A 13227-nucleotide genomic window follows, 5' to 3' on the forward strand; every position below is an offset into this window, starting at 1 on the left:
GATCGGCACCTCTCGGGCCGCGACCGCCGGGGCGGGGCCGGCGATGCGACGACCGCGCGGGGTGGTCTCGGCGCTGGCCCGTGCCGCGCTGACCGCGCGCCGCTGTGGGACAGGACGCCTCCGACCGCTAACCTCTCCCCCATGGCCACCGACGCCGCCCGCACCCCCCAGCACTTCATTCGCCTCGAGGACCTGACCAGGGAGCAGCTCGACGACCTGCTCGACCTGGCCGCACGCCTGAAGGCGCGACCGACCAACGACGCTCTCCTGGCCAAGTCCGTGGGGATGCTCTTCTTCAGGGGCTCGCTGCGCACGCGCGTCTCGCTCGAGGCTGCCATGAACCAGCTCGGCGGTCGCACGATCGAGCTGACCGCCGCCAGCGACGCCTGGGAACTCGAGACCCGCGAGGGCACGGTCATGGACGGGCGCGCGCCGGAGCACGTGCGCGACGCCGCCGCGGTCCTGTCGACCTATGTCGACGCGCTCGCGGTGCGGCCGGCTCCCGAGGGGCAGTCCTGGGACATCGACCGCCGTGACGCCCAGATCAGTGCCTGGGCCAAGCACGCGCGCGTGCCCGTGATCAACATGGACAGCGCCCAGTGGCACCCGCTGCAGGCGCTGGCCGACGTGATGACCCTGCGCGAGACGTTCAAGCGGCCGGCCGGGCGCAAGCTGGCCCTGGTGTGGGTGCACTCGCCGCGCCCCGCGAGCGTCAGCGTGGCCCACTCGCTGCTGCTCGCCGCCCTGCGCGAGGGTCTCGATGTCTCGGTCGCACACCCGGCCGGCTTCGACCTCGATGAGGGCGTGCTCGACGAGGCTCGATCGGTGGCCAACGAGCGCGGAACGTCGCTCGAGATGACCGGCGACATGGAGTCCGCCGTTCGCGGCGCCCACGTGGTCTACGCCCGCTCCTGGGAGTCCTTGGCCGACTACGGCAATCCGACCCTCGGAGCGAACCGTCGTGGTCGACACGCCGAGTGGACCGTCGACGAGCGACGCATGGCTCTGGGCGACGACGCGCGCCTGATGCACGCCATGCCCATCCGCCGCAACGTCGAAGTCACCGACGAAGTGCTCGATGGACCGCGGTCGTTGGTCTACGAGCAGGCGGCCAACCGACTGCACGCGCAGAAGGCTCTGTTGAGCCGTCTGCTGCGCTGACACCGCATTAGTCCGGATCCCGTGGCCGGCCTGGCCAAGGTCGCGAGATTCCTCGATTCGCCGAGCAACCGGCCGCGCCGACTTCCGTGGCCTCCTGCGACCACGATCCCCGCGCCAGGGTCGCAGTCGACCGGTCTTCGATCGCCCAACCTCCGCTGACCCAGCCCTGGCCCATCGGGCGGTGACGGCCCGACCTGCGGCCCACGGTATCGGCGCCTCAGCGCTGTTGCCCACGTCCCTCGCTGCCCCTAGCCGCTCAAGCTCGCCCGTGCCCCGGGCGACGCGTTCCGATGACTGCCAACGACTTCGTCCACCTCCACGTCCACTCGGAGTACAGCCTCCTGGACGGCGCGAACCGCATCGGCAACCTGGTCAAGGCCTGCGTCGACGATGGGCAGACGGCCCTCGCGTTGACCGACCACGGGAACATGTTCGGCGCGATCGAGCTGTACAAGAAGTGTCGCGCTGCGGAGATCAAGCCCATCATCGGGTGTGAGGTCTACATCGCGCGCAAGTCGCGGCTCGAGCCCCACAACCGCAGCGACAACCCCTACAGCCACTTGACGCTGCTGGCCCGCACCAACGAGGGCTACCAGAACCTGATCAAGCTCGCCTCGCGGTCCTACCTCGAGGGCTTCCACGTCCGCCCGCGGATCGACATGGAGATCCTGGCCGAGCACGCGGCTGGAATCAGTTGCCTCTCCGGTTGCCTGTCGGGCGAGATGAACCAACTCATCCGCAAGGACAAGGAATCCGAGGCCGAGGGCCTGGCGGTTCGCCTGCGAGACATGTTCGGGCCCGAGCACTTCTGGCTGGAGCTGCAGCGCAACGGCATCAAGATCCAGGAGGACTGCAACGAGTCTCTGGTCCGGATCAACCAGCGCACGGGCATCCCGCTTGTCGGCACCAACGACATCCACTACCTGCGCCACGAGGACTGCGCCGTCCAGGACGTGCTGCTCTGTATCAACACCGGTGCGAAGCGATCGGACGAGAAGCGCTTCAAGATGGACACGGACACGCTGTTCTTCCGCACCCGGGAAGAGATGGCGCACGTGTTCCGTGACCTGCCCCAGTGCTTGCCCGCGACCGTCGACGTCGCCGAGCAAGTCAACGTGGAGATCGAGTTCGGCAAGTACCACGTGCCGGTCTACGACAGCGGCCCGGACGAGACCCCGGACCAGCTCTTCGACCGGCTGCTGGAGGCGGGCCTGCTGCGCTTCTACGGCGAGGGCCACACCAAGGCGCGCGAGCGCCTCGAGTACGAGAAGCGGGTGATTCGCGAGCTGGGCTTCGTCTCGTACTTCCTGATCGTCTGGGACCTGATCAAGTGGGCCCGCGATCATGGGATCCCGGTTGGTCCAGGGCGCGGTTCGGCGGCGGGCTCGATGGTCGCCTACCTGCTCGAGATCACCAAGGTCTGCCCCCTGCGCTACGACCTGCTGTTCGAGCGCTTCCTCAACGCCGCGCGGGTCTCGATGCCCGACATCGACATCGACTTCTGCAAGGAGGGCCGCGAGCGCGTGATGCAGTACACGCGCGACAAGTACGGCGAGGCGTACGTGGCCCAAATCGTCACCTTCGGGACCATGGCCTCGCGCACGGTGGTGCGCGACGTCGGGCGGGTCCTCGACGTGCCCCTGGGAGACGTCAACAAGGTCGCCAAGAAGATCCCCGCCGGCCCCGGCGCTCCGTCCCTGCGCAAGGCGATCGAGACCGACGACGACCTGATCCAGGTCAAGAAGGACATGCCCGAGTTGGCCGAGTTGTTCGACCTCTCGGTCGAGCTCGAAGGCCAGGTGCGGCACATCTCGACCCACGCCGCCGGCGTGATCATCGCCGACAAGCCGGTTACCGAGTACGTCCCCTTGTGCACCCAGGGCGAGGACATCTCGACCCAGTGGCCTGCCCCGCAACTCGAGGAGCTGGGGCTGCTCAAGATGGACTACCTGGGTCTGCGGACCCTGACCATCCTCGAGCGCGCCCAGGCCAACATCCGAAAGCGTGGCGGTACCCCGCCCGACCTCGACGACCTGCCCGAGGGCGATCCGGCCACGTACGCGATGCTGATGCGTGGGGACACGTTGGGCGTCTTCCAGCTCGAATCGGAGGGCATGCGGAAGCTGCTCGCGCGCCTCAAGCCCGACGTGTTCGAGGACCTGATCGCCGTGCTCGCCCTGTACCGACCGGGCCCCCTGGAGTCGGGGATGGACGAGATGTTCATCCGCCGCAAGCACGGCATGGAGCCGATCGAGTACCCCCACCCGGTCCTCGAGCCAATCCTGGACGACACCTACGGGTGCATCGTCTACCAGGAACAGGTGATGTTGATCTCCAACCACCTGGGCGACTTCTCCCTCAACGAAGCGGACAACCTCCGCAAGGCGATGGGGAAGAAGAAGCCGGAGATCATGCAGAAGTTCGCGGCGCAGTTCATCGACGGCGCCGCCACCAAGGGCTGCGCCCGCGAGACCTCGCAGGAGATCTGGGACAACATCGTCAAGTTCGGTGGCTACGGCTTCAACAAGTCGCACTCCACCGCCTACGCGATGATCACGTACCAGACCGCGTACCTGAAGGCCAACCACCGGCTCTCGTTCCTGGCCGGAAACATGTCCTGCGAGATGCAGGACTCCGACAAGATCAAGGCCTTCATCGACGACTGCAAGAAGAGCGGCATCGCCGTCCTGCAGCCGGACTCGCGCTACTCCACCTGGGAGTTCGAGCCCGAGGGCGAGCAGACCATTCGCTTCGGCTTCGGTGCGGTCAAGGGCACCGGCAAGAAGGCCATCGAGGCCATCTGCGCCGCCCGCACTGGCCTCGAGAAGGAGCCCGATCTGATCAATCTGGCCGCCGTCGTGGACCCGCAGGAGGTCAACAAGTCCACCTGGGAAGCCCTGGTCAAGGCCGGCGCCTTCGACTGGACCGGCTCCAACCGCGGAGCGCTGATCGAACGCCTCGAGCGCATGCTGGCGACGGCGGCACAGGAGTTCGCCGACAAGCAGTCCGGCCAGGGCTCGATGTTCGAGATGTTCGGCGGCGAGGACGCCGCCGCCGCCGCGACGGGCCCCGCGAAGAACGCGCCCGACACCCGCGAGGTTTGGGACCAGACCGAGATCCTGAAGAACGAACGCGAGGTCCTGGGTCTGTACCTCTCCGGTCACCCCCTGGAGGGCAACGCCGGGCTGCTCGCGCTGCTCTCCAACACCAGCACCACGCGGCTCGAGACCCTCGAGGCGGAGGCGGTGGTGACGATCGCCGGCCTGGTCGTCGGCCTGACCGAGAACACCGTCAAGAACGGCCGCTACGCGGGATCGAAGATGGCGCGCTTCAACCTCGAAGACCTGGAAGGCGCGGTTCAGGTCACCGTGTTCCCAAGGACCTTCGAGCAGGTGCGCGAGAAGCTGACCGACGACACCATCATCGTCGCCAAGGCCAAGGTCGAAGACCGCGGCGAGTCCATGGCGTTGATCCTCGACGACCTGATGACCGTCGAAGACGCAATCGGGCAGTTCCAGGGCGCGTTGGTGATCAAGGTCGACCAGCGCGACGAACCTCGGCTCGCGGAACTGCGCGGCCTGATCGATCGGCGCAAGGGATCGAGTGCGCTCTACCTGGACGTGGAGGGAACCGACGGGAACACGCGGCGCGTGCGCGCCAACCGCCTCAGTGTCGACGTCGGCCCCGACCTGATTCGGGAGCTCGACGCGCTCCTGGAGCCCGGCCGAGCGAGCTTGGCCCGGCACTGAGACGCCGGCTCCTGGGCCATGGCGATCGGACGGCGCTTCAAGCGCAGCCGGCAGGTCGAGGCCCCCTCTGGCAAACCCTCGAGTGGCAACCAGCACTGCGCCGGCCCCCTCCGAACTCGCTTGCTCAGATGTTGATCAGACAGATCTCGGCCGTCCGACGACGCGCGGATCTCTCATCCGCGTTCAGCGCATCCTGAGCACCAGGCTCGCCCGATGCTCACGAATGGCCCGCTTCAGAACGCCCCGACCGTTGCCGGGCAGGCCTCGTGATGAAACGACGCGGCCCGGCTCCCCCCGAGGAGGAAGCCGGGCCGCGCTGTGAAACTCACGCCGCCTTCCGGGGCGGCAGTCGATCACTCTTCGTCCGTGTCAACCTCGGTCCGTTCGACGAACTCGATGATCGCGCGGGGGCTGTTGTCCCCCAGGCGCGGCTTCGAGAGCTTCAGGATCCGGGTGTAGCCGCCGGCGCGCTCCTTGAAGCGCGGGCCGAGGGTGTCGAACAGCTTCGACACGGCCTCGTCGTCGCGCAGCTTGGCGAAGGCGCGGCGGCGGTTGTGCACACTGGACTCCTTGGCGAGCGTTACGAGACGCTCGACGTAGGGCCGCAGGTGCTTGGCTTTGGGAAGGGTGGTTGTGATCCGCTCGTGCTCGATCAACGACGCAGCCATGTTCCGGGTCATCGCGATCCGGTGGCTGGTGGTTCGATTGAGCTTGCGGCCCGCTACTCTGTGTCGCATCGGTTCGTCCCGGGCGTTATGCCCTTCAGGCCTGCATGCCCAGGTTCAGATCGAGCTCGGCCAACTTGTTCTTGATCTCGGTCAGGCTCGTCTTCCCGAGGTTCTTGAGCTTCATGACCTCGGCCTCCGAGAGGGTCACAAGGTCACGCAGCGTTTGGAGATTCGCGCTGTCCAGGCAGTTGCGCGCGCGCACCGAGAGCTCCAGGTCGGAGAGCGGCCGGTCGAGCATGCGGTTCAGCTCGTCGGACTCCCGGTTCTGCTGGTGCAGCTCGGACGCGGCGGGGTCGCCGGCCAGCGGAAGGTCACCCGGCTCGGGCTGGAACAGCACGAAGGGGTTGAGGTGCTTGCGGTAGATCTTCGCGGCCTCGGTCAGCGCCAACTCGGGCGTGATCGTGCCGTCGGTCCAGACCTCGATCACAAGGCGGTCGTAGTTCGTGAACTTCCCGACCCGAGTCGCCTCGATCGAGTAGCGAACACGGTGCACGGGAGAGTAGATCGAGTCGACGGCAATCGTGCCGAGCTCCTGCTCCTCGCTGCGGTTCTCCTCCGCCGGAACGTAGCCGCGCCCGCGCCGCACGTCGAGCTCGATGACCAGGTCGCGGTCGAGCGTCAACGTTGCGATGTGGAGGTCCTTGTTGACCACATAGGCATCGCCCGGGCAGTGCACGTCAGCCCCGGTTACCGCACCCTTGCCGCTCTTGCGGATGGTGCAGGTGAACGACCCCGTCCCGGAGCCCTTCGACTTGATGCGGACGCGCTTCAGGTTGAGGATGATGTCGGTGACGTCCTCATAGATGCCTTCGAGCGAGTCGAATTCATGGTTCGCCCCCTCGATGCGGACCGCGGTGACGGCGGTGCCCTCGATCGACGAGAGCAGGACGCGGCGGAGGCCGTTCCCGATCGTGTTGCCGAAGCCACGCTCGAACGGCTCGACCACGAAGCGGCCGTATTCACCGGTCAGGGTGTCGTGGTGCGGTTGAACTCGGCTGGGGAGTTCGAAGTTACGCCAACGGATGCGCATGGGTTCTCCTGGTGGGCTCTGGGGCTGACCGGGCTGCGGTGCTTGCCTGGGTCGCTGTCTTGGCTAGATCAGCCTGTTGGGGCCGACGACGGATTCGCCGGCCCGGAGCCAACGCCTTCTGGCGTGGGCCAACAGTCACTGAGCCGATTGGGCTGATCGGGTGAGAAGGTTCTCCGAGATCAGCGCGAGCAGAGCTCGATGATCATCTGCAGCTGAATCGGGTGCATGAAGTGCTCCCGCGTCGGCAGCGACGAGACGGTCGTGGACGGCTTGGTGCGATCGACGCTGAGCCAATCCGGAACCGCCTGGGACTTGTTGAACTCGAGCGCCTCGCCGACCACCTTGGCCGTCTTCTCGTTCTCGCGCAGGGTGACGATGTCACCGGCACGCACTTGGAACGAGGCGATGTCGACCCGACGCCCGTTGACCCGGAAGTGGCCGTGGGCGATCAGGTGGCGAGCGTGGGGCCGCGAGAAGGCGAGCCCCGAGGCGATCACCACGGAGTCCAAACGGCGCTCGAGCAGCGACACCAGGTTGTCCCCGGTGTTGCCGGCCATGCGCTCGGCCTTCTTGAAGTAGAGGCGGAACTGGCGCTCCACGATGTTGCCGTAGATGCGCTTCAGCTTCTGCTTCTCACGCAGGCGCAGGCCGTAGTCCGTGGCCTTGCTACGCCGTTGGGCGTGCTGACCCGGCGGGTAGTTGCGCTTGGCAACGCCACACTTGTCGGAGAAGCAGCGCTGCCCCTTCAGGAAGAGCTGCATGCCTTCGCGGCGGCACAGCTTGCAGACGGGTCCGGTATATCGAGCCATCGATCAGTTCTCTTGTTTCTCAGACGCGGCGGCGCTTCCTAGCGCGACACCCGTTGTGCGGAAGCGGCGTGACGTCTTCGATCAGGGTGATCTTGAGGCCCGCGTTGGACATGGCCCGGACGGCCGACTCGCGACCGGAGCCGACGCCCTTGACGCGAACCTCGATCTCCTTCATCCCGTTGCGAATCGCGGCAGTCGCCGCGCGGTCGCCGGCCCGCTGGGCAGCGTACGGAGTGCTCTTCCGCGTGCCCTTGAAGCCGACTGCGCCAGCGGTGCCCCAGGAGATGGTTGCTCCTGAAGGGTCGGTGATCGTGACGTGGGTGTTGTTGAACGTCGCCTTCACGTAGGCGATGCCACGTACGACGTTCTTGCGCGTTTTGCGCTTGGGTGCCTTGGCCATAGTGCTGAACTTTCAGCGCGGCGCTTCGCGACCCGACCGCCATCAGGCGGCCCGAGCCGAGTCTGCGCCACGGTGGACTACTTCATCCCCTTCACGGACTTCTTGCCGGCGACCGTCTTACGCGGCCCCTTGCGGGTGCGAGCGTTCGTCCGGGTGCGCTGGCCACGAACCGGCAGGCCGCGCCGATGGCGCAGGCCACGGTAGCAGCCGATGTCCCTCAGGCGCCCGATCGCGGAGGCGATCTGACGACGCAGGGAACCCTCGACGATCAAGTCGTCTTGAAGGTGGGCAGCCAGTTGGGTGATCTGCTCGTCGGTCAAATCGCGCGCCTTCATGCCCGGTTCGAGCTTGAGGTGCGTGCAGATCTGATCCGCTGTAGTGCGACCCACACCGTAGATGTAGGTCAACGAGATCTCCAACCGCTTGTTGGGCGGAATGTCGACGCCGAGTACGCGGGGCATCTTGATGGTCTCCTGAGGTCAGCGGCCTTGGCGCTGCTTATGGGTGGGCTCTGCCTTGCAGATGACCCGGACAACGCCCCGCCGCTTGACGACTTTGCAGTGGAGGCAGATACGACGGACGCTTGATCGAACTTTCATCGGGAGCGGGTATCCCTTCTGCGACGGTCCCCACGCCACACAATGCGGCCCTTCGTGAGGTCGTACGGGGACATCTCAACGGTGATGGTGTCGCCGGGGAGGATCCGGATGTATCGCATCCGCATCTTTCCGCTGACGTGAGCCAGGATCTCGTGCCCTGACTCGAGTTTGGCGCGGAAGCGAGCGTTCGGGAGTGACTCCGTTACGACCGCTTCAACGGTGATCGGTTCTTCCTTGGCCATCTGGGGTGTTCCTCTGTTGGTGCTGAGCGGCATGCGCCGTTCAGCTCCGAGCTTCCCCTCGGAGGGCCGAACGGAGCGAGGCGAAGACCTCGTCCGGGGTGAGACTGCCGTCGACCGTAGTCAGAACCCCGCGCTCCCCATAGAAGCGCGAGACCGGCTCGGTCTCACGGTGATAGACGTTGAGTCGCTCTCGCACGACGTCCGGCTGATCGTCATCGCGCTGGTAGAGCTCTCCCCCACAGGCGTCGCACTTGCCGGCTACGGCCGGGGGCGCGAAGGCGCGGTGGTGAATGTTGGTGCAGTTCCGGCAGAGAAGGCGCCCCGCCGCGCGCTCGACGATCGATGAGTCCGGAACCGCGAGCTCGAGGGCTCGCACCTGGGTCTCGCCGAGCGCCTTCGAGAGTGCTTCTGCCTGGGGCAGGGTGCGCGGGAAGCCGTCGAGCAGGTAGCCGTCTCGGCAGTCGTCCTGAGAGACCCGATCGAAGAGCATCTCGATCACCAGGTCGTCCGGCACGAGCTCGCCGGCATCCATGAACTTCTTCGCACGATCCCCCAGGGCCGTGCCCCGGGAAAGGTTGGCGCGAAAGAGGTCCCCGGTAGCCACGTGCGGGAGGCCCTCGGCCTCGGCCAAACGCCGAGCCTGGGTGCCCTTGCCCGCTCCGGGAGCGCCGAGGAGGATGACGACGGTCTTCGACATCAGATCAGGGCCTCACTTCTTGCCCCAGCCGGTCGCAGATCCGGTGCCGCTGCCACCAGGACCACCCTTCATGAATCCCTCGTAGTTGCGCATTACGAGCTGCGCGTTCAGGCGGTCGACCATGTCCAGGGCGACGCCAACCACGATCAGGACGGAAGTGCCGCCGAGGAAGTAGGCCAAGCTGCCACTCAGCCCGGGGATCCGACCGGTGATGAAGTTCGGGACTACCGCGATCAGAGCAAGGAAGAGCGCACCAGCCAGGGTGATCCGGCTGAGCACGCGCTTGATGTGTTCAGCGGTCCGCACGCCGGGTCGAATCCCCGGGATGAAGGAGCCGTGCTCTCTCAGGTTGTTCGCGATGTCATCCGGCTGGAACATGAGGTTGTTCCAGAAGAAGCAGAAGAAGAACACCAGGACCATGTACAGCGAGACATAGACGAACCCGTCCGTGTCGCTGAACAGCGACTGCAGGATCTGCCAGTCCATGGCGCTGAAGACCAGCGAAGGCAGCATGAAGAGCGCAGAAGCGAAGATGATCGGCATGACGCCGGCCATGTTGACCTTCAGCGGAAGGTAGTGCTTCTGGCCGCCGTAGACGCGACGACCTCGTGTCAGTCGAGCGTATTGGATCGGAATCCGGCGCTCGCCCTTCTGGATGAAAACGATCGTCATCACGATCCCGATCCAGATGCCCACCAGCGTCAGGACGGTGTTGTAGGCGTCCCCCGAGTTGGTGCTGGTCTGGAAGACCTGACCCAAGCTCTCCGGCATGGTGGCGACGATGTTGGCCATGATCAGCAGCGATGCGCCGTTGCCGATGCCATGCTCGGTGATCAGCTCGCCGATCCACATCACGGCAATGGCACCGGCCGTCAGACCGACGATGATCACCAGCGCGGTTCCCAGAGTCGCACCACCCGCACCGAGGACATCGGGGTTCGGTGTCAGCACCGCCACCCAAATCAACAGGGCCTGGATCACCGCCAAGGGCACGGTGATCAGGCGCGTCCACTGGCTGATCTTCTTCTGACCCGATGCGCCTTCCTTCTGGATGGCCTCCAGGCGCGGCGACACCTTGGTCAGGATCGAGAAAATGATCGATGCCGAGATGTACGGCATGATCCCCAGTGAGAAAACAGCGGCCTGGCTCCAGGCGCCCCCGGAGAAGGCGCTCATCATGCCGAGCCAGTTCCCACCACCGCTCACTTGCTCCGCAAGGGCATCCAGGTTCACGCCAGGCAGCGGAATCTTGAAGCCGATCCGGAATGCGAACAGAAGCCCGAGAGTCGCAGTGATCCGACTACGGGTCTCCTCGTTCTTGAAGAGATGGAAGATGGGGTGATCCACTGGTGCTTGCCTCTGGGGTGGCCTCAGGCCTGCGCTTCGGATCCGTCAGTCACTTCGTTGCCCCGAGCGTCGATCACGACGCAGGTGCCCCCCGCGCCTTCGATCTTGGCGACCGCGGTCTTGCTGAACTTCTGCGCTTGCACGGTCAGCTTGCGCGTCAGCTCGCCGTTCCCCAGCAACTTGAAGAGCGGCGTGTTGATGCTGACCAGACCACGCTCGAGCACGGCCTTCATCGTCACGACCGCGCCGTCCTCGAAGACATCGAGGGCACCAACGTTGATGGTCGTGTAGTCCGTGCGGAAACGAGCGTTCTTGAAGCCACGCTTGGGCACGCGACGGTAGATCGGCATCTGACCGCCTTCGTAGCCGGGACGGCGACTCGATCCCGAGCGCTGACCCAGTCCCTTGTGGCCTCGACCAGACGTCTTGCCGTTGCCGCTGCCGACGCCGCGTCCGACACGGTTGCGGGTCTTGTACTTGGTGCCCTTCTGGCAGACCTCTCGAAGATCCATAGTGCTCAGAGCTCCACGCCGCGCAGCGCGGCAACTTCTTCAGGCGTCCGCAGCTGCGAGAATGCAGCGAAGGTTGCCTTGATCAGGTTGATCGGATTGGTCGACCCGTAGGCCTTGGTCAACACGTTGCGGATGCCGGCCATCTCGCACACGTTCCGGGCGGCGGCTCCGGCGATGATTCCGGTGCCCTCTGACGCGGGCAACAGCCGGACCATCGCGCCGCAGTAGCGTCCGGTCACCTCGTGGGGGATGGTCCCGTGCTGGTTGAGCGGCACGCGCATGAGATGCTTGCGTGCGTCCTTGTTGCCCTTCTCGATCGCAGCCGGGACCTGGCGAGCCTTGCCGTAGCCATGGCCCACGATGCCCGCTCGATCACCAGCGATGGTGAGGGCCGAGAAGGAGAAGCGGCGCCCGCCTTTGACCACCGCTGCAGAGCGGTTGATCTTGACCAGCACCTCGGTCAGATTCTGGATCTCGGCTGCTTCGGCCGTGTCCAGGTAGGCGATTCCGTCGTTCATCAGTCGTTCCGTCGTTCGTCGTGCGGGAGGGGGGTCTCTCGGAGGAGCATGGGACTCAAGGCTCTGTGGAGATCAGAACTTGAGCCCGGCCTCCCGGGCGGCGTCGGCCAGCGCCTTGACGCGGCCGTGGTAGCGGGCTGCGCCGCGATCGAGCACGACGGCTTCGACACCGGCGTCCAGCGAGCGCTTCGCGATCTCCGCCCCGATCAGCGCAGCTCGCTCGGTCTTGGTCTTGCCGGGGTTCTCCGCGGCGAACGCCTTCGAGCTGCTCGAGACGGAGGCGACCGTGCGGCCGGCTGCGTCGTCGATGATCTGGGCGTAGATGTGTTTCGATGAGCGGAACACGCTCAAGCGGGGCTTCGACGCCGTGCGACGCAGCTTGGCGCGCACCGACATCTTGCGGCGACTCTTGCGAGCCTGCTTCTGGAGTGCTTCTTTCATGACGATCAGCTGCCGAAGCTCTTGCCGGACTTGCGGCGAACATGCTCGCCCACGTAGCGGATGCCCTTGCCCTTGTAGGGTTCGGGGGGACGGACTGCGCGGATGCGAGCGGCGACCTGGCCGACCGCCTGCTTGTCGACGCCCCGCAGGACGATCTGCGTCGGGACGGGCGTCTCGGCGTCGATCCCATCGGGGAGCGCGATCTCCACCTGGTGGCAGAAGCCGATATTGAGGACCACCTTGCGTCCCTGGGCCTGCGCGTTCCAACCGACGCCCACGATCTCGAGACCCTTCTCGAAGCCGGTCGACACGCCCACCACCATGTTGTTGATGAGGGCACGGGTCAGACCGTGATAGGCCCCCGACTCGCGGTCGGGACCGCTGCCATTCGTGGAGACCTGGACGTTGTTGTCCTCGAGGGCCACGTCGATTTCGGGCCGAACCTGAATTTCCAGGGTCCCCTTGGGTCCCTTCACGCGCACCTGGCGCGGATCCGGGAACTCGACCGTGACACCCGAGGGGATCGGGACCGGTGCTTTGCCGATTCGGGACATGGCTCAGTAGACCTTGCAGAGGACCTCGCCGCCGACGTTCTCACGTCGAGCGGTCCGATCCGAAACGATGCCCTTGGGAGTCGAGAGGACGTAGATGCCGAGGCCTCGCACGACGCGCGGGATGTCCCTCGCGCCGCGGTACTTCCGGCAGCCAGGCTTGCTGACCCGGTCGATGGCGCGAATCACGCGCTCACCGTCGGGGCCGTATTTGAGATTGATCACCAGCGTGCTGGAGGGCGTCGCAGGCTGAACCTCGTATCCGTCGATGAAGCCCTCAGCTTTGAGCGCTTCGGCGATCCCCACCTTCATTCGAGAGGCGGGCATCTTGGTCTGTGCGGCACGGTTCGAATTCGCGTTGCGAATCCGAGTCAGCATGTCCGCGATCGGGTCGGTCATCATGGTGCGTGTCTCCGGTCGGTCTTGGTCGAGGAGTGGCAGGA

Annotated in this window: 16 protein-coding genes; 2 read left to right on the forward strand and 14 right to left on the reverse strand. The window is 65.8% G+C overall.

What is annotated here, in order from left to right:
• Positions 1-141: 141 nt before the first annotated feature.
• Positions 142-1161, forward strand: a complete 1020-nt coding sequence (locus tag Pla133_RS18965) for an N-acetylornithine carbamoyltransferase (RefSeq protein WP_145068137.1) — start codon at positions 142-144, stop codon at positions 1159-1161.
• Between the two features lie 290 nt (positions 1162-1451).
• Positions 1452-4910, forward strand: a complete 3459-nt coding sequence (dnaE, locus tag Pla133_RS18970; protein WP_145068138.1) for a DNA polymerase III subunit alpha — start codon at positions 1452-1454, stop codon at positions 4908-4910.
• Between the two features lie 353 nt (positions 4911-5263).
• Here the strand turns inward: dnaE and rplQ are convergent, their stop codons facing one another.
• The 14 genes from rplQ to rpsH form a co-directional block, all read right to left on the reverse strand.
• The gene (gene rplQ, locus Pla133_RS18975) at positions 5264-5647 is read right to left on the reverse strand and encodes a 50S ribosomal protein L17 (protein WP_145068140.1); all 384 of its coding nucleotides are present in this window, start codon (positions 5645-5647) and stop codon (positions 5264-5266) included.
• Positions 5648-5672: 25 nt separating this feature from the next.
• Complete coding sequence (locus tag Pla133_RS18980) at positions 5673-6668, reverse strand: DNA-directed RNA polymerase subunit alpha (RefSeq protein WP_145068142.1); 996 nt, start codon at positions 6666-6668, stop codon at positions 5673-5675.
• 179 nt (positions 6669-6847) lie between these two features.
• The gene (gene rpsD / locus Pla133_RS18985; protein WP_145068144.1) at positions 6848-7477 is read right to left on the reverse strand and encodes a 30S ribosomal protein S4; all 630 of its coding nucleotides are present in this window, start codon (positions 7475-7477) and stop codon (positions 6848-6850) included.
• 19 nt (positions 7478-7496) lie between these two features.
• Positions 7497-7877: a 30S ribosomal protein S11 gene (rpsK, locus tag Pla133_RS18990; protein ID WP_145068146.1), complete on the reverse strand. Its 381-nt coding sequence runs from the start codon at positions 7875-7877 to the stop codon at positions 7497-7499.
• A 77-nt stretch (positions 7878-7954) separates the two neighbouring features.
• Positions 7955-8338 (reverse strand): 30S ribosomal protein S13, encoded by a 384-nt coding sequence (rpsM, locus tag Pla133_RS18995; protein ID WP_145068148.1) that lies wholly within the window; start codon positions 8336-8338, stop codon positions 7955-7957.
• Between the two features lie 18 nt (positions 8339-8356).
• Entirely contained in the window at positions 8357-8476 is a 120-nt protein-coding gene (gene rpmJ, locus Pla133_RS19000) for a 50S ribosomal protein L36 (protein WP_145068150.1), read from the reverse strand.
• Positions 8473-8718, reverse strand: coding sequence for a translation initiation factor IF-1 (infA, locus tag Pla133_RS19005; protein ID WP_145068152.1), 246 nt, complete (start codon positions 8716-8718; stop codon positions 8473-8475). Before infA ends, rpmJ begins: the two co-directional genes overlap by 4 nt.
• Before the next feature lie 40 nt (positions 8719-8758).
• The gene (locus Pla133_RS19010) at positions 8759-9415 is read right to left on the reverse strand and encodes an adenylate kinase (protein ID WP_145068154.1); all 657 of its coding nucleotides are present in this window, start codon (positions 9413-9415) and stop codon (positions 8759-8761) included.
• A gap of 12 nt (positions 9416-9427) precedes the next feature.
• A complete protein-coding gene (secY, locus tag Pla133_RS19015; protein ID WP_419191733.1) occupies positions 9428-10762 on the reverse strand; it encodes a preprotein translocase subunit SecY in 1335 nt (444 codons plus the stop codon).
• A 23-nt stretch (positions 10763-10785) separates the two neighbouring features.
• On the reverse strand, positions 10786-11274 hold the full coding sequence (rplO, locus tag Pla133_RS19020; protein WP_145068158.1) for a 50S ribosomal protein L15: 489 nt from the start codon (positions 11272-11274) through the stop codon (positions 10786-10788).
• A 5-nt stretch (positions 11275-11279) separates the two neighbouring features.
• Positions 11280-11780: a 30S ribosomal protein S5 gene (rpsE, locus tag Pla133_RS19025; protein ID WP_419192456.1), complete on the reverse strand. Its 501-nt coding sequence runs from the start codon at positions 11778-11780 to the stop codon at positions 11280-11282.
• Between the two features lie 84 nt (positions 11781-11864).
• Positions 11865-12233: a 50S ribosomal protein L18 gene (rplR, locus tag Pla133_RS19030; RefSeq protein WP_145068162.1), complete on the reverse strand. Its 369-nt coding sequence runs from the start codon at positions 12231-12233 to the stop codon at positions 11865-11867.
• A gap of 5 nt (positions 12234-12238) precedes the next feature.
• Complete coding sequence (gene rplF, locus Pla133_RS19035; RefSeq protein ID WP_145068164.1) at positions 12239-12787, reverse strand: 50S ribosomal protein L6; 549 nt, start codon at positions 12785-12787, stop codon at positions 12239-12241.
• A gap of 3 nt (positions 12788-12790) precedes the next feature.
• The gene (gene rpsH, locus Pla133_RS19040; RefSeq protein WP_145068166.1) at positions 12791-13186 is read right to left on the reverse strand and encodes a 30S ribosomal protein S8; all 396 of its coding nucleotides are present in this window, start codon (positions 13184-13186) and stop codon (positions 12791-12793) included.
• Positions 13187-13227 lie beyond the last annotated feature (41 nt).

Origin of the sequence: Engelhardtia mirabilis (genome assembly GCF_007748095.1) — a bacterium.
Classification (GTDB): domain Bacteria; phylum Planctomycetota; class UBA1135; order UBA1135.

Bases quoted from the DNA above. Each gene is read 5' to 3' on its own strand.
- Pla133_RS18965 (WP_145068137.1), top strand. From the start codon at position 142: ATGGCCACCGACGCCGCCCGCACCCCCCAGCACTTCATTCGCCTCGAG.
- dnaE (WP_145068138.1), top strand. From the start codon at position 1,452: ATGACTGCCAACGACTTCGTCCACCTCCACGTCCACTCGGAGTACAGC.
- rplQ (WP_145068140.1), bottom strand. From the start codon at position 5,647: ATGCGACACAGAGTAGCGGGCCGCAAGCTCAATCGAACCACCAGCCAC.
- Pla133_RS18980 (WP_145068142.1), bottom strand. From the start codon at position 6,668: ATGCGCATCCGTTGGCGTAACTTCGAACTCCCCAGCCGAGTTCAACCG.
- rpsD (WP_145068144.1), bottom strand. From the start codon at position 7,477: ATGGCTCGATATACCGGACCCGTCTGCAAGCTGTGCCGCCGCGAAGGC.
- rpsK (WP_145068146.1), bottom strand. From the start codon at position 7,877: ATGGCCAAGGCACCCAAGCGCAAAACGCGCAAGAACGTCGTACGTGGC.
- rpsM (WP_145068148.1), bottom strand. From the start codon at position 8,338: ATGCCCCGCGTACTCGGCGTCGACATTCCGCCCAACAAGCGGTTGGAG.
- rpmJ (WP_145068150.1), bottom strand. From the start codon at position 8,476: ATGAAAGTTCGATCAAGCGTCCGTCGTATCTGCCTCCACTGCAAAGTC.
- infA (WP_145068152.1), bottom strand. From the start codon at position 8,718: ATGGCCAAGGAAGAACCGATCACCGTTGAAGCGGTCGTAACGGAGTCA.
- Pla133_RS19010 (WP_145068154.1), bottom strand. From the start codon at position 9,415: ATGTCGAAGACCGTCGTCATCCTCCTCGGCGCTCCCGGAGCGGGCAAG.
- rplO (WP_145068158.1), bottom strand. From the start codon at position 11,274: ATGGATCTTCGAGAGGTCTGCCAGAAGGGCACCAAGTACAAGACCCGC.
- rplR (WP_145068162.1), bottom strand. From the start codon at position 12,233: ATGAAAGAAGCACTCCAGAAGCAGGCTCGCAAGAGTCGCCGCAAGATG.
- rplF (WP_145068164.1), bottom strand. From the start codon at position 12,787: ATGTCCCGAATCGGCAAAGCACCGGTCCCGATCCCCTCGGGTGTCACG.
- rpsH (WP_145068166.1), bottom strand. From the start codon at position 13,186: ATGATGACCGACCCGATCGCGGACATGCTGACTCGGATTCGCAACGCG.